Source organism: Actinomadura sp. CNU-125 (assembly GCF_001942465.1).
In the GTDB taxonomy this organism is placed as follows: Bacteria; Actinomycetota; Actinomycetes; order Streptosporangiales; family Streptosporangiaceae; genus Spirillospora.
In genome coordinates, this window is sequence record NZ_MKJY01000543.1 from 15464 (window position 1) to 37131 (window position 21668).

Genomic DNA, 21668 nt, shown 5'->3' on the forward strand with positions numbered 1-21668 from the left:
CGGCCGGGCGCGGGCCGTCAGGGGACGCCGAGGTCGGTGGCGAGGCGGTCGAGGTGCAGGGTCGGGTCGCCGTGGGCGAGTGCGGTCGACAGGGCGTGCCGGGAGAAAAGGTGCAGATCGTGCTCCTGGGTGAAGCCGATCGCGCCGTGCACCTGGTGGCCGAGGGCGCACACCCGTTCGTACGCCTCGCTCACCCACGCCTTGGCGGTCGCCACTTCGCGGGACGCGTCCCGGCCGACCGAGAGCAGCCATATCGCCTCGTAGGCGATGAACCGGGCCCCGAGGACGTCGATGGCCATGTCGGAACAGTGGTGCTGAACCGCCTGGAACGTCCCGATGGGTTCACGGAACTGGTGCCGCTCCCCCGCGTACGCGACCGTCATGTCGAGGACGCGCTGGGCCGCGCCGACCATCTCCGCGCAGGTCGCGGCCGCGCCGAACAGCGAGATCGCGTCGGCGGCGGCCCGGTCGGCGCCGAGCGCGTCGTCCGGGGCGACGCGCACGCCCGTCACGTCGACGTGGCACGGACGGTCGAGCCCGAGCGTCCCCACCGGACGCAGGGTCGCGGCGGACGCGTCGATCCGGAACGCGCGGGGTTCGCCGTCCAGGCGCGCCACGACGAGGACGTGCTCGGCGGACGCGGCGAACGGGACGAACGTCGCGACCCCGTCGAGGAGGTATCCGGCCCCGTCGGGCGTCGCGACCGGGCCCTCGCCGGGCCGGTCCCACGGCGGCGGCGCGGCGGTCGCGACGTGCCCGGCGGCGATCGCGCCGAGCCACCGGGCGCGCTGGTCCGGGGTGCCGTACCGGGCGATCGGCAGGCCGCACGCGGCGACGGACGCGGCGAGCGGGCTCGGGACGAGCGCGCGCCCGAGCTCCTCGAACAGCAGGCAGGCGTCGAGGAAGTCGCCGCCGACGCCGCCGTCCGCGGCGGCGAACGGCAGGCCCGTCCAGCCGAGTTCGGTCATCTCCTTCCACAGGTCGGCCGAGTGTCCCGCCGGGTCGCCGGCCATGGCGCGCGCCCCGGCGGCCGCCGCGCGTCCGGCCAGGAGCTCGCGGGCGGTCGCGGCGATGAGCTCCTGGTCCTGCGTGCGGGTCAGGTCCATGGCGGGATCTTGTCGGAGCGGACCCACACGCCCGGCCGTTCCTCCCAGAACAGCTGGACGAGCACGCCGCCGGTGTGCTTCGGGTGGACGAACGCGTCCCGCCACGCGGCGCCGTCGGTCGCGCCCTCGTTCTCGCCGAACGTGGGCGTGTCGTGGTGGCGGCAGGCGTCCATGGCGCGGTCCCAGTCGGCGACCTCGAACGTGACGTGGTGCGCGGCCGCGCCGTTGCGGTCCCAGAACCGTTCGATGAACGAGTCCTCGCCGCGCGGCGAGATCACTTCCCAGCAGATCGCCGAGCCGGGGATGTTGAGCACGAGGTCGGCCATGTCGGGGTGCTCGTCGTCGGCGGTCCGCCATACCTGGACGAACCCGGCGAGGTCGCGGTACCAGCGGGCGAGTTCGTCGCGGTCGGGGAACGCCTGGCAGACGTGGTCGAGCGCGACGATGCCGAGGGACGGGCCGTCCGGTGCGTCCCACGGCCCGGTCGCGGCGGCGTCGGCGGTGTCACCGCACATGTCGAGGCCGCCGGGGCCGCGCAGCCGCCACAGCACGCCGGGTCCGCGTTCGGGCGGGCTGAGGGACGCCTCCAGCCACCGGCCGCGTTCCCCGGCGGTCGGTTTGATGCCGCGCACCTCCAGTTCGGCGCGGGCCGCCTCCAGGTCGGGGACCTCGGCGCCGACGTGATGCAGGCCGGGACGTCCGCCGTGGTCGTCGAGGAAGGTCTGCAGGGCCGAGCCGTCCCCGGCCGGTGCCACGACCTCCCACACTTGACCGCGGCTCCCGGGAATCTCCAGGCGGGCCCCGCGCGCGCCCTCGGCGGGGTTGTCCCATGTGCGCGCGCGCCGGAAACCGAAGAGCCCCTCCATGAGCGTGACCTGGGCGTCGAGGTCGGTGGCCACCTGCGCGACGTGGTCGATCCGGTAGATCTGCACGGGTACCTCCTAGCTCGGGTGGGGCTCGATCCAGTCGTAGCCGCTGGTGACGAGTTCCTTGACGAGGCGCAGGTTGTAGCGGTTCATGGCCGCGATGCGCCGGGCGAGTTCACCGACCCGCTCGTCGAACTCCCCTGCCGGGTACACGTCATTGACGAGGCCGAGCCGCAGCGCGCGCTCTGCGTCGATGCGGGCGCCGGTGAACAGCAGTTCCTTCGCGCGGGCCTTGCCGATGCGTTCCGGGAGCCGCTTGACGCCGCCCCAGCCGGGCGCGGACCCGCCGAACTCGGGTTGGTCGGGGTCGCCGTCCTCGGTCATCTTCGGCCGGTACGGGGGCCGCGCCGACAGGGTGATCTCGACGAGCCCCATCTTGGCGTTTTCGGACGCGACGATGAAGTCGGCGGCGAGCGCCAGTTCGAGTCCGCCGCCGACCGCGTAGCCGTGCACGGCCGCGACGACCGGGACGGACGTGCGCTCCATCATCGCGAACGTCTTCTCACCGAGGCGTCCCTGCTCGACGCGTTCGCGCGGGGTCAGTTTCTCGGACCAGCCCAGGTCCATCCCCGCGCAGAACGCACGTTCCCCCGCCCCGCGCAGGACGACGACGCACACGTCCTCGTCGTCGTCGACGCGGGTGAAGACGTCCCTCAGCTCGTGCATGGTGGTTGGGGTCAGTGCGTTGAGCTTGTCGGGGCGGTTGAGGGTCAGCCAGGCCACCCGTTCGTCGAGCCTGAGGTCGATGGTCTCGTAGTCGCCGTATCCGGTGTCGGGCATGCGTTACTCGCTCCTCCCGGTGGGGGTTCAGCGGGGCAGGTTCAGGCCCCTGGTGGCGATGACGTTCCGCTGGATCTCGGTGGTGCCGCCCAGGAAAGTGGACGCCACCGAGTCGCGGATCATGTGGGTCCAGTACGCGTTCATGGGTGCGTCGTCGCGTTCCCATAGGTCGGCGTGCCGTCCGAACACGCGCGCGCCAGTGCGGGCAAGGCGCTGATGCAGTTCCGCACCGAAGAGCTGGTTGACGGACGCCTCGTACCCCGGTTCCTCACCCGCGGCCTGCCGCGACACGGTGTAGCGGGCGAGGTTGTACAGCACCCGGATCTCGGTGTGGCGGCGGGCGATCTCCCGCCGGAGGTCCCCGTCCGCGCGGGCGAACCGGGCGCCGTCCGGCGACCGCAGGTACGCGACCAGCTCGGCGAGGGCCTGCTCGTACTTGATCGTCGCGCCGATCCCGGCCCGTTCGAACCCGAGCGCGGTCATCGCGACGTACCAGCCCCGGTTCTCCTCGCCGACGCGGTTCGCGACCGGCACCCGCACGCCGTCGAAGAAGATCTCGCAGAACGGCGCCGCCCCGCGAAGATCGCTGATCGGACGGATCGTCACGCCCGGCGCGTCCGCCTCGACCAGCAGGAACGTGATGCCGCGATGGCGCGGATCGGCGGCCGGGTCGGTGCGGACGAGGACGAACAGCCAGTCGGCGTACTGGCCGAGCGACGTCCACACCTTCTGCCCGTCCACCACATAGACGTCGCCGTCCCGGACCGCGCGGGTGCGCAGGGACGCCAGGTCGGATCCCGCGCCGGGCTCGGAGAACCCCTGCGCCCACGTCGCCTCGCCGCGCGCGATGGGCGGCAGGTGCGCAGCCTTCTGCTCATCCGTCCCGTGGACGAGGAGCGTAGGCCCGAGGAGGAACGCGCCGATGCCGTTCACGGTCGGGACGCGCGCGCGCATCATCTCCTCGTGCAGGATGAACTCCTCCATGGGGGACAGGCCCGCACCCCCGAATTCGGACGGCCAGTGCGGCGCGATCCACCCGCGTTCAGCGAGCGCGTCGGCCCACGCGCGCGCGCCGTCCCGTCTTGCCGGATCGTCCGATACACGGTCGACCGGCCAGTTGTAGCCTGCGACGTCCTCCGGTTCGAGGCTCTGCTCCTCGTCCCACGCGGGCTCGTACGACGCCGGGAACTTCTCCCGGACGAACGCGCGCACCTCTTCGCGGAACGCGGCCTGCTGCGGTGTGTCGTCCCAGTTCACCGGCCGTCCGCCTCCCGGTCCCACGTCGTGGGCGTGAGGCCGCCCTCGCCCTGGGCGCGCAGCCGGTACTTCGCGACCTTGTCGGTCGGGGTGCGCGGCAGGGCGTCCACGAACTCGATGTAGCGGGGGACCATCGAGCGCGGCAGCCGCTCCTCGCAGTACGCGACCAGCTCGGCCGGTTCGAGCCCGAGGTCCGGCTGCACCACGACCGACACCTTGATGTCCTCGTCCTCCAGTTCGGAGGGCACGCCGATCGCCGCGCACTCCAGCACCGCCGGATGATCGTTGATCTCGCACTCCAGGTCGAAGGCCGAGATGTTCTCGCCGCGCCGCCGGATGGCGTCCTTCATCCGGTCGAGGAAGAAGAAATAACCGTCCTCGTCGCGCCATACCCGATCTCCGGTGTGAAACCACATGTTCCGGAAACAATGGGTGGTCGCCTCCCAGGCGCCGTAGTACCCGGTCGTGAGGACGAACGGCTGCTTCGGCCGCAGCACCAGCTCGCCCGGCTCGCCCGGCCCGACCTCGCGGTCCTGCTCGTCGACGACCGCGACGTGGAACCGCTCGTCGTGCGCCGTCCCGCACGAGCCCGTCCGCCATTCCCCGTACGGGCTGCCGGTCGCGATGCCCGCCTCGGTGCTCGTGTACGTCTCCACCGACCGGACGCCGAACCGGTCGCGCAGCGGCTCGTCCAGGTTCGACTTGCCCATGTAGAACGTCTCCAGCCGGTGGTCGCGGTCGCGCGGCGTCGGCGGGCGGTTCAGCAGGATCGGGATCATCGAGAACACGCTCATGCACACCTGCGCGTCGAACCGGCGCACGTCGTCCCAGAACCGGGACGCGCTGAACTTCTCCACGATCGCGATCGACCCGCCGCCGAGCAGCGCCGACAGCATCCCGTCCCACAGCGCCGCCGCGTGGAACAGCGGCAGCGGGCAGTAGATCGTCTTGCCCCACCGGTCGAGGAAGTCGAGCGAGTCGTAGGCGCAGGTCAGCGCGAGCGCGTGCGGCACCATCGCGCCCTTGGACGGGCCCGTGGTGCCCGACGTGTACATGATCGCCTGGAGGTCGCCGAACCCGACGGGGACGCGCACGGGGCCGTCGCCGTCGTCCGGCAGGGACGTCAGCTCGCGGGCCGGCTTGCCGAGCCGGTCGAGCGGGACACCGGCCCCGGCCGCGTCCCGGACGAGCACGCCGTCCAGTTTCGGCAGCCGTTCGGCCAGCTCGGGGACCCGCTCGGCGTACGGGCCGTCCACGATCAGCCAGCGGGAGTCGGAGCTGGTCAGCACGTGCCGGAGCAATTCGCCCCGGTAGCCGATGTTGACCGGGACGGCGACGGCGCCCAGCCGCGCCAGCGCGAACACGAGGGGGACGAAGTCGGGACAGTTCGGGAGCATCAACGCAACGTGGTCGCCGCGCCCGATGCCGGCGCCGGACAGCGCCCGCGCCATCCGGTCGGCGGTCGCGTCGACCTCGCCGTAGCTGATCTCGCCGTCCCGGAATCTGAGAAAGGTCTGTCTGCGGTGAATCTGCGCCTGCGACCGGAGAACGTCGCCGAGGACGAAGCTCTCCAGCGTCTCCTTGCGCATCCGGACCTCCGCTTGTCGCTCGAAGGGCATGCGTCGTGACGGTGGTTCGTGGCCGGCGGTCGAATCGAGATCATCCAGGATCTGGACAGTGCGCTAAATATCGGAACACACAACGCCATATACAGCAATAGTGTCTAAAAGGGCACAAAAAGGTCTCTTGGGACGCAAGGTGACAGCGTGACCACGACCACTTCCGGGTACTTCATTTTCGGACGCGCTTGAAATTGTCGTTTTCGGCGTCCGAAATACCTCCCCGCCCTTCGATCGCCATCAGGCTCACGAATGACGGCCGTCCATCGGATCCCTTTTTCGGATCGCCTCTGCCGCTCCGCCCGGAAGGGGCCGGCTCCGGCCCCCGCTCCGGATCGAGGGCGCCGCGCACTACCAGCACGTCGAGCGTCCGGACGCGGTGAACGCGGCCCTCCACAGGTTGTGGACGGGCGGACGACGTTCCCGGGGGCCGCCCGAACTTTCAAAAGAACATCGACGTCCATATAAGCATGGTTCCCACACCGGACGAGGAGTCATGATGCGAACACCGCGACGTGTCGCCGGACTCCTGACCGCCGTTCCGCTCGCCGCCGTCCTGACGGTCGCGGCGGCGCCGCAGGCCGCCGCCGACCCCCTCACCGAAGAGCTGTGCGCCGGCCCGGTCGCCGACCTGAAGGCGGTCCAGGCACGGATCCGAGCCCACAACGCACGTCCCAGCGTCAGCAGCTCCCAGTCTTACGTGAACTCCTACAACGCCGAAGCCGCGACGCTGCGGCGGGAGCAGAACCAGGCCATCTCGCGGCTCATGGACTGCGAGAAGAAGCTCGACCGGGTGAAGGCCAGGTACCCGCGCGGGGAGTTCATGAAGCCGACGAACGACGCCACCAAGAAGATCGACGCCGCGCACCGGGGGGTGACCGACGAGGAGAAGCGCGCGGTGACGCACTGGAGCCCCAAGACCTACGAATTCCTCCGGTACGGGCAGGGGAAGGCCGGGATGACGAAGCGGCTGGACCGGCGCCCGCCCAAGCTGCCGCCGTCCGTCCAGCGCGTGTACAAGGCGCTCGACGAGACGCGCCCCTCGTTCCCGCCCACCGCCTACCTCCAGGGCGTGCGGGCGCCCAGGACGGGCACGCCCGACCCCGCCTACCCGTCGTCGAGCGGCCGCCGGATCGGCAGCGTCCACATGGACCACATCGTCCCGCTGCGGCGGCTCGTCGCCTTCCCCGACTTCCTGAAGCTCACGCCCCGCAACATGTTCATCGTCGCGAACTCGCCCGCGAACGCCCAATGGCTCTCCGGATCGTCGAACCTCTCGAAGGGGTCGGGCAGCGCGGCCTTCGCCTCGGGCACGTCCCCCGCCTGGCGGCGGGAACAGGCGAAGCTCCGCGAGAAGGCCGAAACGGAACTCAAGGAACTGATCGACGTGCTGCTCAAGAACCAGAGGAGCTGAGCCCCATGGATCGAAGGGTCGCGGGCCCGCCGCAGTTCCCCCCGCCACAACCGCCGCCCCGACAGCAGCAGGCACCCCTGCCGCCGCACTCGCCCCCGCCCCCGCCCCCGTCCCAGCCGCCGCCGTCCCAGCCGCCGCCGTACCAGCCGCCGCCGTACCAGCGCCGCCGACCTCGCCGCGGCACGTTCGCCGGTCGCGCAAGCGGCCGATCGCGATCGTCGGGGCCCTCATGGCGGTGGTGGTGCTCTCCGCCGCGGGCTACGGCGCGTTCTGGTGGACGCATCGGGACGAGGGTCGGATTCGCGCGGCGGCCGAGGAGTTCGCGCACGCGGTCGACCGGGAGGACACGGCCGCGGCGCTCGACCTGATGTGCGCCGAGGAGGCGCGCGGCGCCGCCGAGTCCGGGGTCGCCGAGGACGGCGACGGCCTCGGCGCGGATGCGGAGCGGCCGGTCGAGACGTCCGGCGTCGAGGTCTCCGGCGACCTCGCCCGGGTGCGCGTCGCCCGTCCCTCGCAGCCGCCCGCGACGCTCTACCTGCGCAAGGAGGACGGCGCCTGGAAGCTGTGCGATCCCGAGCGCCTGCGCTGGCCCGGATAGCCGCCCCGACGGATCGTCCCGCCCCCCCGGCGGGTCCGCCCGCCGGGGGGGGCGTCAGCGCGGGTCGAGCAGGGCGCCGGGGTTGAGGATCCCGGCGGGGTCGAGGGCCGACTTGGCGGCGCGGAGGGCGACCGCGAACGGGCCGGGGCGCTGCCGGTCGTACCAGGGCCGGTGGTCGCGGCCGACCGCGTGGTGGTGGGTGATCGTGCCGCCGTTGGCCGCGATGGAGTCGGAGACCGCCGCCTTGATCTCGTCCCACTGCTCGACCGTGCGGCCCCACGTGCCGGACGCGTAGATCCCGAAGTACGGCGCCGGGCCGTCCGGGTAGACGTGGGTGAACCGGCACGTCACCACGCCGGTCTCGCCGAGGGACGCCAGCGCGCGTTCGGCGGCCGTGCGGACGGCGTCGCGGAGGGCGTCGAAACGGTCCCAGGTGCAAGCGGTCTCGAAGGTCTCGACGATCATCGAGCGCGCGGCCAGCGCGTCCCGCCGGTAGGGCATCCGCAGGAACGCCGACCGCCACGTGTCGGACGCGCCCGTCCGCTCCGCCGGGATCTCGCCGCCGTGCTCGCGGCAGGTCTCCGCCGCCCGCGCCAGCTCCGCGTCGACCGGACGGTCCGCCGACTCGAAGCCGAGGACCAGGACGCCGCCGGGCGCGGACGAGCCCGCGTTGAGGAACGCCTCGGCCGGGTCGAGCAACCGGCAGTTCGCCGGGGACAGGCCGGACTGGGCGATCACCCGGGTGGCCGTCACGGCGGCGGCGTGGTCGGTGAACTCGACGGACGCCCCGGCCCGCCACCGCGGCCGTTCGCGCAGCCGCATCCACGCCTCGGTGATCACGCCGAGCGCGCCCTCCGAGCCGAGGAACATCCGGTCGGGCGACGGGCCCGCCCCCGAGCCCGGCAGCCGCAGCGACTCGCCGACCCCGGCGGGCGTCACGACCCGCATCGACTCCACCAGGTCGTCGATGTGGGTGCAGCCGGTCGCGAAGTGCCCGCCCGAACGCGTCGCGAGCCAGCCGCCGAGCGTGGAGAACTCGAACGACTGCGGGTAGTGCCGCAGCGTCAGGCCGTCCCGGCGCAGCTCCGCTTCCAGGGCCGGGCCGAGGATCCCCGCCTGGACGCGCGCCGCGCGGCTCGTCCGGTCGACCTCGACCACCCGGTCGAGGCCGGTGAGGTCGAGGGAGACCACGCCCGGATAGCCGTCGAGGTGCCGGGGCTCGACTCCCCCGACCACGGACGTCCCGCCGCCGAACGGGATGACCGCGATGCCGGCGCCGGTGGCCCAGTCCAGGGCGTCCACGACGTCCTGTTCGGTGCGCGGGCGCAGCACCAGGTCGACCGTCCGGTCGAGGCGGCCGAGCAGGCAGCGGACGACGTCGCGGAACGCCTGCCCGTGGCTGTGCGCGGCCCGGTCCGCCGGGTCGTGCGACGCCAGCGGTTCCAGCGCGCCGGGCACCCGCACGCGCGGGGCGGGGACGCCGAGGTCCGCGACCTCGGGCGGACGGTGCGGCGTCAGGTCGGCGTCCGGCAGGAGCGCCGCCACCCGGGCGGCGAGCGCCGCGGCCTCCCGTCCCGTCACCGCGTCGGCGACGTTCCCCCAGCCCCACCACGATCGCCCGTCCGGCATCGCCCGTCCTCCTCGCTCGTCCGTCGACGGACACGCTGCACGCCCGGCCGTCCGGAAGCAAGATCCCCGCCGGAACCGCCGGTGGTCCGCGGCCGTCGAAACGGCCGGGACGGAGGCTGCGCGAGGCTTATGGACGACGAGCACGACGAAGGCGGCCGCCCGGGCGCGGCCGGGCGGTTCGGGTCCCGGGGGTTCGCGGCCCTGGCGTTCGGGGTGCTGCTGCTGGTGGCGTCCTCGAACATGTTCCACGACCGCTACCAGGAGCCGGGCGCGGTCCTGCGCGACGGCGTCCCGGGGATGTTCGAGCTGGACCGCTGCAAGAAGATCCGGAACCTGACGGACTCGTGCCACGGCTCGTTCCGGTCGGACGACGGGAGGGTCGTCCGGGAGCGGATCCGGCTCTTCAACCGGTACGACGCGGCGGACGTGGAGAGCGGGAAGGAGTTCCCGGCGCGGCTGCGGGTCCGGGAGCCGGGCGGCCACGTCGCCGAGATGCTCGTGCGGTCGGACGGGGTGGGCCGCGACAACGTCCGGGAGCGGGGCATCGGCGCGGCCGGGCTCGGCGTGGCAGCGCTGGCGATGTTCGGTTTCGCGGCGCGGCGGGCGGTGACGGCGCCGGGCTCGGCGGCGCGGCGGGTCACGGGATACGTCCTCGGGTGCGCGGTGTTCGCGGGCGTCGCCGTCTGGCAGCTCCTGGAGAGATGGGGCGGCGGCCCGTGGGGTCCCTGAGCGCCTCCGGCCCCGCAGCCCGCGGACGTCGAGGTCGACAAAACTAACCAGGTGGTAGGTTTTGCTCGGCAGCGGCGAACGAGGAGGACGAACGTGGGCTTTCCGGACGGGTTCCTGTGGGGCGCGGCGACCAGCCCCCACCAGACCGAGGGCAACAACGTCGCCAGCGACTTCTGGGCGCTGGAGAATCGGCCGGACGGGTTCCTGCCGGAGCGGAGCGGCGACGCGTGCGACTCCTACCACCGGTGGCCGGACGACCTCGACATCGTCCGCGACCTCGGCCTGAACGCCTACCGGTTCGGCATCGAGTGGGCGCGGATCGAGCCCGTCGAGGGGCGGGTCTCGCGGGCCGCGCTGGCGCACTACCGGCGCGTCGTCGAGGGGTGCCTGGAGCGGGGGCTCACGCCCGTCGTGACGCTGCACCACTTCACGAGCCCGCTGTGGTTCGCCAAGGCCGGGGGCTGGACGGCCGACGGCGCGGTCGAGCGGTTCCGGCGGTACGTGCGGGCGGTCCGGCCGATCCTCGACGGGGTGCCGTGGGTGTGCACGATCAACGAGCCGAACATGCTCGCGATGATGGCGAACATGGTGAAGCGCGAGGAACGCAGCGAGAACGTCGCGGGCGCCATGCCGCCGCCCGACCCGGCCGTCGCGGACGCGCTGACCGCCGCGCACCGTGCCGCGAGCGCGGAACTCGGGCCGCTGAAGTCCGGGTGGACGATCGCGAACCAGAACTTCGAGGCGGTCGGCGGCGCGGAGGCCGAACGGGACGAGTGGGCCCGGTCGCGCGAGGACCGCTTCCTCGACGCGGCGCGCGGCGACGACTTCGTCGGCGTGCAGGCGTACACGCGGGTGCGGATCGGACGGGACGGCGCCCTGCCGGAACCCGACGGCGTGCGGCGCACGCTGACCGGCTGGGAGTTCTACCCGGCGGCGCTCGGCAACGCGGTGCGGCACACGGCGGAGCGGGTGCCCGGGGTGCCGATCCTCGTGACGGAGAACGGCATCGCGACCCGGGACGACGCCGAGCGGATCGAGTACACGCGGGGCGCGCTGGAGGGCCTGCGAGCGGCGCTGGCCGACGGCGCGACGTCCGCGGGTACCTGCACTGGTCGCTGCTCGACAACTACGAGTGGGGCACGTACGCGCCGACGTTCGGGCTGGTCGCGGTCGACCGGGACACGTTCGCCCGCACCGTGAAGCCGAGCGCACGATGGCTGGGCGACGTCGCGCGCACGAACGACGTCCCGGCGTAGTCGCGCGGTTCAGGCGGGCTCGCGGGTGTAGGTGAGGAAGATCGCGCCGCTGTCCGTCACCGTGGGGGCAGGCGTCGGCTGCCCCCGGCCTTGAGCTCGATCTCGTAGGTGTTGCGGCCTTCCAGGCCTGTGTCGAAGCGGGTGCCCGGATCTGTGACGCCCAGAGCCTCCCGCGCCGGGCCCGGAGCGGCCTTGCGGGAGGCCGGTGGCCGGAGGGGGCCGGCCGCGGCGCGGTGCGGCCGGCCCCCGGTCTCACGAGGTCTCGGACTCTACGGCGGTGACGAGCTCGTCCACGACGTCGCCGGACAGGCCGATCCCGAACGTGCTGAACTTCGCCAGAGGGATTCCCCGGGCGAGTGCCAGCAATGCGGGCGAACCGCCCGAGGTGAAGCCGCCGGCGTCGCGCAGCCGCGACTTCAGCACCCGCGAGCCGACGGGGTGGTCGAGCCACTCGCCGAGCGTGGACATGCGCCCGAGCGCGGTGACGTGGCCGTCCCCGGGCGTGGACAGTTCGGTGCGAAGGCGGATGTCTCTGGACGAGGCGCCGATCTCGACCGCGAAGGTGCCCGCGTCGACGCGCCAGCCGCCGCGCGACGGGGACCACTGCGCGACGTCCCGTCCGGTGAGCTCGAACCGGACGCGCGAGCGCTCGCCCGGCGCCAGCTCGATCTTCGCGAATCCGCGCAGCTCGTGCCGGGGGCGCGTGGGGAGTGCCTCGTCGAACGCGACGTACAGCTGGACGACCTCGTGGGCCGTCCGGTCGCCGACGTTCGCGACCGTCGCCTCGACCGTCCACTCGTTCGCGCCGGTCTCGCGGGCGCGAGGTCGGAGTACTCGAACCGCGTGTAGGACAGGCCGTGCCCGAACGGGTAGGCGACGTCGAGGCCGAGCGTGTCGTAGTGGCGGTAGCCCACGAACCGTCCCTCGCCGTACCCGACGCGTCCGTCCGCACCGGGGAAGTGGAGGTGGGACGGGACGTCGGCGAGCCGGTTCGGGATCGTCTCGGTGAGCCGCCCGGACGGGCTGTGCGCGCCCAGCAGGATGTCGGCGATCGCGGAACCGCCCGCCTGGCCGGGCAGCCACCCCTCCAGGACGGCCCCGGCGGCGTCCTGCCAGTCGGCGACCGCGACGACGCCGCCGTTGGCGAGGACGGCGACGACCCGCGGGCACACGCCCGCGACCCGGCGGAGCAGGTCGGTCTGGACGGCGGGCAGGTCGATGGTGGTGCGGTCGAAGCCTTCGGACTCGGCCTCGTCGGGCAGGCCGAGGACGACGACGGCGACGTCGGCGGCCGAGGCGGCGGCGACGGCCTCGGCGGCGAGGGACGCGTCGGGCTCGCCGTCCAGCCGGTATCCGGCGGCGAACGCGGCGTCGATGCGTTCGCGCAGGGCGTCCCACGCGCTGTCGAGGCGGGTCGGGACGACGTGGGAGCTGCCGTGGCCCTGGTAGCGGGGGGTGCGGGCGAGTTCGCCGACGACGGCGACGCGGCCCGGGTCCGCCAGCGGGAGCACGCCGTCGTTCTTCAGCAGGACGATCGAGCCGCGTGCGGCCTCGCGCGCGAGTTCGTGGTGCTCGTCGACGTCCCAGCCGTCGAACCGTTCGGCGTCCCGAACCCGGCCGGCGAGGGCGGTCACGCGGTCGGCGGCGCCGGTGACGGCGTCCTCGGCGAGGCGGCCCGCGCGGACGGCGGCGACGACCTCGTGGTCGGTGCGGGTGGGCGGCATCTCGAGGTCGAGCCCGGCGGCGAGGGCGGCGGCGCGGTCGTTGACGGCGCCCCAGTCGGAGACGACGACGCCGTCGAAGCCCCATTCCCCGCGCAGGACGTCGGTGAGCAGCCAGTGGTTCTCGCTCGCGTACACCCCGTTGATCTTGTTGTAGGAGGACATCACCATGAACGGGGCGGCGGTCCGGACGATGTGCTCGAACGCGGGCAGGTAGATCTCGCGGAGCGTCTGCTCGTCGACGTCCGCGCTGACCCGCATACGGTCGGTCTCCTGGTTGTTGACCGCGAAGTGCTTGACGCACGCGCCGATGCCGCGCGACTGGATCCCGGCGACGAGCGCGGCCCCCATGACGCCGCTCACGTGCGGGTCCTCGGAGAAGTACTCGAAGTTGCGGCCGCACAGCGGCGACCGCTTGATGTTGACGCCGGGGCCGAGGAGCACGTCGGCGCCGAGCGCGGACGCCTCGCGGGCGAGGGCCGCGCCGACGCGGCGGGCCAGGTCGGCGTCCCAGGAGGAGCCGAGCGCGACGGCCGGGGGGAAACAGGTCGCGGGGACGCTGTCGGTCAGGCCGAGCGCGTCGCCGGATCCCTTGCGCTGGCGGCGGACGCCGTGCGGGCCGTCCGCGAGGGTGATCGAGGGGACGTCCCGCACCTGCTCGGTGCGCCAGGTGTCGCGGCCCGAGGTGAGCGACGCCCGCTCCTCCAGGGTGAGGGGTTCACGGTCGGTCTGTGTCATGCGGTTCCTTTGCGGGCGGGACGGGCGAGGACGGTTCGGACGTCGCGGGCGTCGGCGGCGCGGGCTCCGCGGACAGTTCGAGGGTGAGCCCGAGCTGGCGGAGGAACGCGACGACGGACGCGTGCATGTCGACGGCCTCGGGTTCGAGGAGCCACTGCGTCTGCAGGCCGTCCATGAGGGCGAGGAACTGCCCGGCGACGATGCCCGCGTCGTGGTGCAGGGGCGGGTCGGGCCGTGCGAACAGGTCGGCGAACGCCCTGGTGAGCGCTTCGCGGAGCACCCGGTAGCGCTGGACGAAGTAGTCGTGCGCAGGATGCTCGGGGTCGGCGGCCTCGCCGGAGATCTTGACGTAGAGGCCGACCATGCCGGGGGTGGCCATGTTCCGGTGGACGATCCGGACGATCGCGTCCAGCAGCGCCTCGGGACGTTCGCCGGCGTCGGGGGCCCACAGCAGTGCGGCGTCGGCGCGGTCGCGGCGGCCGAGCACCTTGATCAGCACGTCCTCCTTGCCGGGGAAGTGGTGCAGCAGTCCCGCGTGGGTGAGCCCGGCGTGCGCGGCGATGTCGCGCAGGGAGACGGCGTGGAACCCGGACCGGGAGAACAGCTCGGTGGCCGCGTCGAGGATCGTCGCGCGGGTGCGCTCGCCCTTCGTGGGCCCCTTGCGGTCGGTTTTCCGGCCGCCGGACGCCCGTCGCGGGGTCTGTTCGCTCATGGTGCGGGCCTTCCTGGGATGTCGGGCTGGGCGGGTTCATCCTTCAGCGCATCCTTTGACCGAGCAAAACCTACCACGTGGTTAGTTTCGCATGTATGCTCACCGGCACCCCGGCGGCACCTCCGCTGAACACGGCCGTTGCGCCCGGAGAACGGAGTAGCGATGAAGAAGATCCCGAGAGGCGTCGCGGCCCTCGCGGCGTGCGCCGCGGCGGCGGCCGCGCTCACCGCGTGCGGCGGTTCCGGCGGTGAGGACGGCTCGTCCGACTCCCTCACCGTGGCGACGATGACGCTCCCGCAGAGCCTCGACCCCAAGGACGCCGCGGGCAGCGCGATGCCGTTCTTCCAGGCGGCCTACGACACGCTCGTCAAGCGCGAACCGGACGGGACCTACAGCCCGATGCTCGCCACGAAGTGGGAGTACGGCGAGGACCGGACCGAGCTGACGCTCACGCTGCGCGACGACGTGAAGTTCGACGACGGCACGCCGTTCGACGCGTCCGCCGTGAAGGCGAACATGGAGCGGTTCGCGAAGGGCGGCGGCGGGATGGCCAAGACGCTGGCCGACGTCGAGAAGATCGAGGTCGCCGACGCCGCACACGTCGTGCTGCACCTCAAGCAGCCGAACCCCGCGATGCTGTTCTACCTGAGCGACGCCGCCGGGCTCATGGCCAACCCGGCCAGGTTCGACGACGCGGGCGACCCGCTGAAGACGAAGCCGGACGGCACCGGCCCCTACGACCTCGACTCCGGCAAGACGGCCATCGGCACCAAGTGGACGTACACTGCCGACACCGGCTACTGGGGCACGAAGCTTCCGTACAAGGAGCTGACGTTCCGGTACTTCGACAACGAGACCGCGATCGTCAACGGGCTCAAGACCGGGCAGGTCGACGCGGCCGTCCTGCAGACCGCGAACGCGCAGGCCCGCGTCGAGAAGGACCCGGGCGTCGAGACGAAGAAGCAGGAGTTCGACTTCCAGGGCATCCTGCTGTTCGACCGCGGCGGCGAGATCGCGCCCGCGCTGGCCGAGCCGAAGGTGCGGCAGGCGCTGAACTACGCGATCGACCGCAAGACGATGCTCGACAAGATCCGGCAGGGACGCGGCGAGGCGACGAGCCAGATCTTCGGCACCGAAAGCGTCGCGTTCCAGGAGGAACTCGACTCGTACTACTCCTACGACCCGGCGAAGGCGAAGCGGCTCCTCAAGGAGGCCGGGTACGCGGACGGCTTCGAGCTGAAGCTGCCGCGCATCTCCGCGATCGTCCCGGACGCGCTCGCCTCGTCCCTCCAGACGTACTTCGAGGCGATCGGCGTCGAACTGACCTGGGACGACATGGACCAGTCGGCCGTCCGGCGCATCTTCACCGACCGCGAGTACCCCGGCATGGTGATGAACATGGGCCAGTCGGCCAACGACTGGGTCGCGATCGGTGAGCTGGTGCTGCCCAGTACCTTCAACTTCTTCGGCACCACCGACGGCACCGTGCAGAAGCTCCTGCCGCAGATCGCCGGGACCGCCGCGAAGGACGCCGAGGCGCAGCTCCACGAACTGAACCGGCACCTCGTGGAAGAAGCCTGGTTCGTCCCGTTCTATCGGCTGTCGTACCTGCACGTGTCGGACGGCGGCGTGACGATCGAGCCGCAGTCCGGCATGGCCCTGCCGTCGATCTACAACTACGCGCCCGCCGGATGACGGCGCGGGACGCCGGACGGCCCGCTCCCCGACCGGCGTCCCCCGTGCCCCGGCCACCCTCCCGACCACAGAAGCCGAGTCACATGCTGAGCTTCGTACTGCGCAGGATCGCGGCTGGCGTCGTGCTCCTGTTCGTGATCTCCGTCCTGTCCTATCTGCTCCTGTCGATCCCCGACAACGACGTGGGCCGCCAACTCCTGGGCAACCGTGCCGCGCAGGATCTCGTGGACGCCAAGAACGCCGAACTGGGGCTCGACCGTCCCGTCCTCGTCCAGTACGCCGACTGGCTCGCGCACGCGCTGCGCGGCGACTTCGGCACGTCGTGGTTCACCGGCGAGGACGTCCTGCGGTCCATCACCACGCGGCTGCCCGTCACCCTCAGCCTGATGGTCGGCGTGACGCTCGTCAGCGCCGTCCTGTCGCTGCTGTTCGGCGTGTGGGCCGGTGTCCGGCGCGGGCCGATCGACCGGTTCGTCCAGATCCTGGGCGTCGTCGGGTACGCGCTGCCGGGCTTCCTGGTCACCCTCGTGATCGTCGTGGTGTTCGCGGTGAAGCTGGGCTGGTTCCCCGCGATCGGCTACGTCGGGTTCACCGAGTCGCCGTCCGGCTGGCTGTCCACGGTGACGCTGCCGATCGCGTCGCTGTCGGTCGCCGCCGTCGCGGGCGTCTCCCAGCAGGTGCGCGGCGCCGTCATCGACGTGCTCCGGCAGGACTACGTCCGGACGCTGCGCGCGCGCGGCCTGCCGCCCGGCCGGATCCTGTTCCGGCACGTGCTGCGCAACGCGGCGGCGCCGCCGCTGACCGTCCTCGGGCTGCAGTTCGTCGGGATGCTCGGCGGCGCGGTGCTGGTCGAGCAGATCTTCGGCCTGCCCGGCATCGGCAGCATGACCGTCACCTACACCACCCGCGGCGACATCCCGATGATCATGGCGATCGTGCTGTTCACGGTGGTCGGCGTCATCGCGGTGAACCTGCTGGTGGACGTCCTGATCGGCTGGCTCGACCCGAAGGCGAGGACGGCGTGAGCGAGACGACCGTGCACAAGGCGCCCGCCGCCCGGCGGCCCCGCGGCGGCGGCGCGCCGCGGCGGCTGCTGCGCAACCCGCTCGGCCTGATCCCGGCGATCGTCCTCGCGGTCATCGTCGTCGCGGTGCTGTTCGCGCCCGTCCTCAGCCCGCAGGACCCGAACACCGCCGACCTCGCCGACTCCTTCGGCGGCGCCGCCCCCGGGCACCCCCTCGGCTTCGACTCCGCCGGGCGCGACCTGCTGTCCCGGCTGCTGCACGGCGGCCGGTTCACCCTCGGCGGCGCGGTCATCGCACTGCTCGTCGCGCTCGCGCTCGGCGTCCCGTCCGGGCTGCTCGCCGGATACCGGGGCGGACGGTTCGACGCCGCGGCGAACTGGACCGTCGACCTCGTCATGGCGCTGCCCGCGATGGTCGTGCTGCTGGCGTCCCGCGCGATCCTCGGCAACACGGTGTGGGTGCTGATGGTCGTCCTCGGCGTGCTGGTCGCGCCGAGCTTCTTCCGGCTGGTGCGCGGCATCGTCGCGGGCGTGCGCGGCGAACTGTACGTGGACGCCGCGAAGGTGTCGGGCCTCACCGACCTGCGGATCGTCGCGCGGCACGTGCTCATCGTCGTCCGCGCGCCGATCATCATCCAGATCGCGCTCGTCGCCGGGCTCGCGATCGGGCTGCAGGCCGGGCTGGAGTTCCTCGGCATCGGCAGCGGCGACACCCCGACCTGGGGCGCGATGCTGAACGAGGCGTTCCAGAACATGGAGCGGGCCCCCGCGATGATCGTGTGGCCGGGGCTCGCGCTCGGGCTGACCAGCGCGTCCCTGGTGCTGCTCGCGGGCGCGCTGCGGGACGCGCTGGAGGACCGCGGCGACCGTCCGGCCGAACGCCCGCGCAAGGCCCCGGCGGCCACGGCCCCACCGGCGGACGCGGACGCGTCCGAGCGCGCCGACCTGCTGTCGGTCCGGGGGCTCGCCGTCTCCTACGGGACGAACGAGGTCGTGCACGGCATCGACCTGGACGTCCGCGCGGGCGAGATCGTCGGGCTCGTCGGCGAGTCGGGGTCGGGCAAGTCGCAGACCGCGTTCTCGATCCTCGGGATCCTGCCCGAGGGCGGGCGCGTCAGCGGCGGCAGCGTCACCGTGCGGGGACGCGAGACCGTCGGGCTCCCCGAACGCGAGCACCGCGCGCTGCGCGGCGGCGTCGTCGCGTACGTCCCGCAGGAACCGATGAGCAACCTCGACCCGTCGTTCACGATCGCGCGCAACTCGTCGAGCCGATGCGGTACAAGCTGGGCATATCGAAGGCGGAGGCGAAGCGGCGCGCCCTCGACCTGCTGCGGCAGGTCGAGATCCCCGACCCCGAGCGGACGTACGGTTCGTACCCGCACGAGATCTCGGGCGGCATGGCGCAGCGCGTCCTCATCGCGGGCGCGATGTCCTGCGACCCCGAACTGCTCATCGCGGACGAGCCGACCACCGCCCTCGACGTGCTGGTGCAGGCCGAGGTCCTCGGCCTCCTCCGCCGCCTGCAGGCCGAACGCGGACTCGGCGTCCTGCTCGTCACGCACAACCTCGGCGTCGTCGCCGACCTGTGCGACCGCGTCGGCGTGATGCACGACGGACGCATCGTCGAGGCGGGCCCCGTCGAGCGGGTGCTGGGCGAGCCCGCCGAACCGTACACGCGCCGCCTGCTCGAAGCCGTCCTGGACGACGTCCCGGCCCGCGGCCCGTGGCGTCCCGCGCAGAAGGAGCCGACGTGACCGACGAAGCCGTGACCGACGAACATCTGCTCGCCGTCGAGGACCTTCGGGTGTCCTTCCCCGGCAAGGGCTTCCGGGCGCCGCGCAACGAGGTACTGAAGGGCGTGTCGCTGCACGTCAGGCCGGGTGAGACGCTCGGCATGGTCGGCGGTTCGGGCTCCGGGAAGACGACGATCGGACGCGCCGTCCTCGGGCTCGTCCCCGTCGCGTCCGGCACGATCACGTTCGCCGGGGAACGCATCGAGCACGCCTCCGCGAGGCGGCGGCGACGGCTCAGCCGGGACGTCCAGGTCGTGTTCCAGGACCCGTACACCTCGCTGAACCCGTCCCTGGCCATCGGCGACACCCTCGCCGAGCCGCTCCTGGCGCAGGGCACCGGCCGCCGCGACGCCCGCCGCCGGGTCGGCGACCTGCTGGACCGCGTGCACCTGCCGTCCGACGCCGCCGCCCGGCTGCCCCGCGAGTTCTCCGGCGGCCAGCGGCAGCGCGTCGCGATCGCCCGCGCGCTCGCGATCGGCCCGAAGCTGATCGTGTGCGACGAGCCCGTCTCCGCGCTCGACCTCACCACCCAGCGGACCGTCCTGGACCTCCTGCTCGAAATCCAGGAGCGGACGGGCGTCGCGTACCTGTTCGTCTCGCACGACCTCGCGGTCGTCCGCTTCGTGAGCCACCGCGTCGCGGTGCTGCACGGCGGCGAGATCGTCGAGACGGGCGACGCCGCGCAGGTCACCGGCGACCCGCGGCACCCGTACACGCGCGACCTCCTGCTGTCCGGCGCCGTCGCGGACGTCGCCGCGCAGCGCGCGCGGCGCGCGGCGTCGAGCGCGAACGCGCGTCCTGACGTCCGTCCGGCTCGGGGTCGGCTTCAGGAGCGGGTGATGAGGCCGCGTTCCAGCGCGGTGACGACCGCGTGGGTGCGGTCGCCGACGTCGAGCTTGGCGAAGACGCGCAGCAGGTGGGTCTTCACGGTGGCCTCCGCGATGACCAGCCGCCGGCCGATCTCGGCGTTGGACAGGCCGTCGGCGACCGCGTTGAGGACGTCGACCTCGCGGGCGGTCAGCGCGACGGGCGCGGGCCGCCGCATCCGGGCCACGAGCCGCTGCGCGACGCGCGGCGCCAGGACCGTCTCGCCGCGCGCGGCGGACCGGACGGCGTCGATGAGCTGGTCGCGGGTGGTGTCCTTGAGGAGGTAGCCGACGGCCCCGGCCTCCACCGCCCGCTCGATGTCGTCGTCGGTGTCGTAGGTGGTGAGGATCAGCACGCGGGTGCCGGGCCCCGCCGACACGATCCGGGCGGTCGCGGCGACGCCGTCCAGGTCGGGCATCCGCAGGTCGAGGAGCGCCACGTCGGGACGGTGCCGCGCCACGAGCTCGACCGCCTCGCGGCCGTCGGCGGCCTCGCCGACGACGGTGATGGCGGGTTCGGCGGCCAGCAGCGCGACGACCCCGGCGCGCATCGCCGGATGGTCGTCGGCGACGATGACCCGCAGTTCGGCTTCGGGCATGGCGTGTCACTCCTCGACGGGCGGGACGGGCGGCGGCCCGACGGGCAGGACGGCGAGGACGCGGGTGCCGTCGCCGGGCGAACTGGTCACGGTGAGCTCGCCGCCCAGCTCGGCGAGGCGGCGGCGCATCCCGGCGAGGCCGAACCCGCGGGCGGCGGCGACGTCGAAGCCGCGGCCGTCGTCGGTGACCTCCAGCTCGACGGCGTCCGGCCAGCCGGTGAGGACGACGCTCACCGCGGCCGCGGCGGCGTGCTTGCGGACGTTGGCGAGCGACTCCTGGGTGCAGCGCAGCAGCGCGATCCGGGTCGCCTGGTCGCAGTCGACGTCGGCGAGGTCGCCGTCGACGGCCAGGCCGGTGTCCTCGGCGAACCGGTCGAGGGTGCGGCGCAGCGTCCGGGCGATCGAGCCGGACGCGTCCCGCTGGACCGAGCCGACCAGGACGCGCGCCTCCGCGAGGTTCTCGCGCGCGGTCCGCTCGATCGACACGAGCCGGGCGGAGGTCCCCGGATCGTCCGCGAGGTCCGCCCGCGCCGCCTCGGCCAGGACGACGATGGACGCCAGGCCCTGCGCGAGCGTGTCGTGGATCTCCCTGGCGAACCGGTCGCGTTCCTGCGCCGCGCCCTCCCGGCGGTGCGCGTCGGCGAGTTCGAGCCGGGCCGCGGCCAGTTCCTCCGCGAGCCGCCTGGACCGTTCCGCGGCCCGCCTGAGCAGCAGGTGCACGAACGCGCCGAGCACCGCCCCGGCGGCGAAGGCGGCCGCGGTCACGACCTGGTTCCCGGCGAGCGGATCGCCCGTCCGCACGGCGCCGCCCGCGAGGGTCGCGGCGGCCCCCAGCGCGCTGACCGCGACGGCGCGCGGGACCGTCGGGGCGAACAGCCAGAACGTCGGGAGCGACACGACGAACAGGGACGCGCCGCCGCCCCGCAGGTAGGCGACGGCGCCGAGCCCGGCGACGAGGACCGCCAGGAACGCCGTCCGGTGGCGCGGGAACCGCAGCGCGGCGAGGTGGGCGGCGCCGAGCGCGATCGGCGCCCAGATCGCCCAGTGCCGCAGGGCGCCGTCGTCCTGCAGCCCGGCGGCCGCGTAGGGCGCCGCACCGAACAGCAGCCACAGGACGGTGTTCCATCGCAGGATGCGGAACCGGTCGTCGGGGGGCGCCATGGTGATCACCTTACGTTTCCTCTCCGCGCGTCGGTCCGGACGGCG

The 21668-nt window shown here is 73.0% G+C and carries 17 protein-coding genes and 5 pseudogenes; 10 read left to right on the forward strand and 12 right to left on the reverse strand.

What is annotated here, in order from left to right; genetic code table 11:
• Positions 1-17: 17 nt before the first annotated feature.
• Genes BJF79_RS40115 through BJF79_RS40135 form a run of 5 tightly spaced genes read right to left on the reverse strand, consistent with a single transcriptional unit; the run spans position 18 to position 5658 of the window.
• Complete coding sequence (locus BJF79_RS40115) at positions 18-1106, reverse strand: acyl-CoA dehydrogenase family protein (protein WP_075905264.1); 1089 nt, start codon at positions 1104-1106, stop codon at positions 18-20.
• Entirely contained in the window at positions 1097-2038 is a 942-nt protein-coding gene (locus BJF79_RS40120) for a VOC family protein (protein WP_075905266.1), read from the reverse strand. The genes BJF79_RS40115 and BJF79_RS40120 overlap by 10 nt, the downstream gene beginning before the upstream one ends.
• Before the next feature lie 9 nt (positions 2039-2047).
• Complete coding sequence (locus tag BJF79_RS40125) at positions 2048-2812, reverse strand: enoyl-CoA hydratase/isomerase family protein (protein WP_075905268.1); 765 nt, start codon at positions 2810-2812, stop codon at positions 2048-2050.
• 27 nt (positions 2813-2839) lie between these two features.
• Entirely contained in the window at positions 2840-4069 is a 1230-nt protein-coding gene (locus BJF79_RS40130) for an acyl-CoA dehydrogenase family protein (RefSeq protein ID WP_075905296.1), read from the reverse strand.
• Entirely contained in the window at positions 4066-5658 is a 1593-nt protein-coding gene (locus tag BJF79_RS40135; RefSeq protein ID WP_075905270.1) for an AMP-binding protein, read from the reverse strand. The genes BJF79_RS40130 and BJF79_RS40135 overlap by 4 nt, the downstream gene beginning before the upstream one ends.
• 526 nt (positions 5659-6184) lie before the next feature.
• Here BJF79_RS40135 and BJF79_RS40140 point away from each other — a divergent pair.
• Together BJF79_RS40140 and BJF79_RS40145 are read left to right on the forward strand one after the other, a co-directional pair.
• A complete protein-coding gene (locus tag BJF79_RS40140; RefSeq protein ID WP_075905272.1) occupies positions 6185-7102 on the forward strand; it encodes a hypothetical protein in 918 nt (305 codons plus the stop codon).
• 229 nt (positions 7103-7331) lie between these two features.
• Positions 7332-7700, forward strand: coding sequence for a hypothetical protein (locus BJF79_RS40145; protein WP_075905274.1), 369 nt, complete (start codon positions 7332-7334; stop codon positions 7698-7700).
• A gap of 54 nt (positions 7701-7754) precedes the next feature.
• On the opposite strand, the gene BJF79_RS40150 is transcribed toward BJF79_RS40145, so the two are convergent.
• The gene (locus BJF79_RS40150; protein ID WP_075905276.1) at positions 7755-9329 is read right to left on the reverse strand and encodes an FAD-binding oxidoreductase; all 1575 of its coding nucleotides are present in this window, start codon (positions 9327-9329) and stop codon (positions 7755-7757) included.
• Between the two features lie 129 nt (positions 9330-9458).
• Here BJF79_RS40150 and BJF79_RS40155 point away from each other — a divergent pair, with 129 nt between their 5' ends.
• From BJF79_RS40155 to BJF79_RS63930, 3 genes and pseudogenes are all read left to right on the forward strand, one after another.
• Positions 9459-10058 carry a hypothetical protein gene (locus tag BJF79_RS40155; RefSeq protein ID WP_075905278.1) on the forward strand — a complete coding sequence of 200 codons (600 nt, stop codon included), beginning with the start codon at positions 9459-9461 and terminating at the stop codon, positions 10056-10058.
• 93 nt (positions 10059-10151) lie between these two features.
• Positions 10152-10589 (forward strand): annotated as a pseudogene (locus BJF79_RS63925) (family 1 glycosylhydrolase); the annotation flags it as partial.
• A gap of 242 nt (positions 10590-10831) precedes the next feature.
• A complete protein-coding gene (locus BJF79_RS63930; protein ID WP_262403284.1) occupies positions 10832-11314 on the forward strand; it encodes a family 1 glycosylhydrolase in 483 nt (160 codons plus the stop codon).
• A gap of 252 nt (positions 11315-11566) precedes the next feature.
• Here the strand turns inward: BJF79_RS63930 and BJF79_RS66100 are convergent, their stop codons facing one another.
• The 4 genes and pseudogenes from BJF79_RS66100 to BJF79_RS40170 all read right to left on the reverse strand — a co-directional run bounded on the left by BJF79_RS66100 (position 11567) and on the right by BJF79_RS40170 (position 14485).
• Complete coding sequence (locus BJF79_RS66100; RefSeq protein ID WP_316043541.1) at positions 11567-11782, reverse strand: hypothetical protein; 216 nt, start codon at positions 11780-11782, stop codon at positions 11567-11569.
• A gap of 126 nt (positions 11783-11908) precedes the next feature.
• A pseudogene (locus tag BJF79_RS66105) lies at positions 11909-12049 on the reverse strand (fibronectin type III-like domain-contianing protein); the annotation flags it as partial.
• A gap of 170 nt (positions 12050-12219) precedes the next feature.
• Positions 12220-13773, reverse strand: a pseudogene (locus BJF79_RS40165) (glycoside hydrolase family 3 C-terminal domain-containing protein); the annotation flags it as partial.
• Positions 13754-14485, reverse strand: a complete 732-nt coding sequence (locus tag BJF79_RS40170) for a TetR/AcrR family transcriptional regulator (RefSeq protein WP_075905280.1) — start codon at positions 14483-14485, stop codon at positions 13754-13756. The gene BJF79_RS40170 and the pseudogene BJF79_RS40165, both read right to left, overlap by 20 nt.
• A gap of 162 nt (positions 14486-14647) precedes the next feature.
• On the opposite strand from BJF79_RS40170, the gene BJF79_RS40175 reads away from it, so the two are divergent.
• The 5 genes and pseudogenes from BJF79_RS40175 to BJF79_RS63940 all read left to right on the forward strand — a co-directional run.
• On the forward strand, positions 14648-16180 hold the full coding sequence (locus BJF79_RS40175) for an ABC transporter substrate-binding protein (RefSeq protein ID WP_075905282.1): 1533 nt from the start codon (positions 14648-14650) through the stop codon (positions 16178-16180).
• Positions 16181-16263: 83 nt separating this feature from the next.
• Positions 16264-17205: an ABC transporter permease gene (locus BJF79_RS40180; RefSeq protein ID WP_075905284.1), complete on the forward strand. Its 942-nt coding sequence runs from the start codon at positions 16264-16266 to the stop codon at positions 17203-17205.
• 11 nt (positions 17206-17216) lie between these two features.
• Positions 17217-18616 (forward strand): annotated as a pseudogene (locus tag BJF79_RS40185) (ABC transporter permease subunit); the annotation flags it as partial.
• Positions 18617-18808: 192 nt separating this feature from the next.
• The gene (locus BJF79_RS63935; protein WP_262403285.1) at positions 18809-18958 is read left to right on the forward strand and encodes a hypothetical protein; all 150 of its coding nucleotides are present in this window, start codon (positions 18809-18811) and stop codon (positions 18956-18958) included.
• Positions 18959-19098: 140 nt separating this feature from the next.
• Positions 19099-19446: pseudogene (locus BJF79_RS63940) on the forward strand (ATP-binding cassette domain-containing protein); the annotation flags it as partial.
• A gap of 377 nt (positions 19447-19823) precedes the next feature.
• Here BJF79_RS63940 and BJF79_RS40195 read toward each other — a convergent pair.
• Positions 19824-20462, reverse strand: a complete 639-nt coding sequence (locus BJF79_RS40195) for a response regulator (RefSeq protein ID WP_075905286.1) — start codon at positions 20460-20462, stop codon at positions 19824-19826.
• Positions 20463-20468: 6 nt separating this feature from the next.
• Positions 20469-21623, reverse strand: coding sequence for a sensor histidine kinase (locus BJF79_RS40200; RefSeq protein WP_075905300.1), 1155 nt, complete (start codon positions 21621-21623; stop codon positions 20469-20471).
• Between the last annotated feature and the right edge of the window lie 45 nt (positions 21624-21668).